The sequence below is a fragment of the Mycobacterium sp. E3298 genome (assembly GCF_001666895.1).
Taxonomy (GTDB): domain Bacteria; phylum Actinomycetota; class Actinomycetes; order Mycobacteriales; family Mycobacteriaceae; genus Mycobacterium.
This window is the reverse complement of the sequence record NZ_LZJB01000375.1, coordinates 1-1,030: the sequence shown is the minus strand read 5'-3', so window position 1 is coordinate 1,030 and position 1,030 is coordinate 1. Positions and strand designations below refer to the sequence as shown.

Below are 1,030 nucleotides of genomic sequence, written 5' to 3'. Positions count from 1 at the left end.
CGATCCCATCCGCGCGATTCGCACCAAGGAATACAGCTACATCGAGAATTACGCCCCGCGGCCGCTGCTCGACCTGCGGGACTGGAAACCCAAGCCCGATACCGACGTCGTGGTCAGCAACGCCGCGCTGCACTGGGTGCCCGAGCACGCCGACCTGCTGGTCCGGTGGGCGGGCGAGCTGCCGCCCGGATCATGGATCGCCGTCCAGATTCCCGGCAACTTCGAGACGCCGTCGCACGCCACGGTGCGCACCCTGGCCCGTCGGGAGCCCTACGCAAAGGTGATGCGGGACATACCATTTCGCGTCGGCGCGGTGGTGCAGCCGCCGATCCAGTACGCAAACCTGCTGCTGGACGCCGGGTGCAAAGTCGACGTCTGGGAGACCACCTACCTGCACCAGCTGGGCGGGGAGAACCCGGTGCTGGAATGGATCACCGGGACGGCGCTGGTTCCGGTGCGCGAGCGGCTCGGCGACGAAGACTGGGAACGGTTCCGCGAGGAGCTCATCCCGCTGCTGGACGACGCCTACCCGCCCCGGTCCGACGGGACCACGATCTTCCCGTTCCGGCGGGTGTTCATCGTCGCCGAGGTCGGCGGTTCCCGGCGGTCCGGCGGCTAACCGCTCGCCTGTTCCTCGATGCCGCGGTCGGCGGCGAGCGCAGACCGGGCGGTCGGTTTCACCCGATGAATGTGCAGATACGTCTCGGTGTACCGGGCCGAGATGCGGGTGCCGGCGAACTCCGACGGGATTACATCACCCGTACGCTGACGCCAATCATGAAGCCGCACAGCCAAATCGGCCGCGATTTCGTCGGCGCCGGCGTCGCCGGCGGCCAGCAGGTTGGTGGTCTCGGTGGGGTCGGCGCGCAGGTCGTAGAGCTCACGCTGCGGGCGTGGGCCGGTGATGAACGGCGCGACGGCTGCCCCCGACGGGCTCTCCTCGATATCCAACGGCAGGTCGAGCAGCGGCCGCGGGGCGTAATTCTCGATGTAGCTGTATTCCTTGGTGCGAATCGCGCGGATGGGATCG

The 1,030-nt window shown here is 68.2% G+C and carries 1 protein-coding gene and 1 pseudogene; one reads left to right on the top strand and one right to left on the bottom strand.

All coding sequences use genetic code 11. The features are described 5' to 3' along the window. On the top strand, positions 1 to 619 hold a 619-nt coding region (locus A9X05_RS17305), incomplete at its 5' end, for a hypothetical protein (protein WP_231978425.1). Here the strand turns inward: A9X05_RS17305 and A9X05_RS17300 are convergent. Then, a pseudogene (locus A9X05_RS17300) lies at positions 616 to 1,030 on the bottom strand (sulfatase); the annotation flags it as partial. The gene A9X05_RS17305 and the pseudogene A9X05_RS17300 overlap by 4 nt on opposite strands.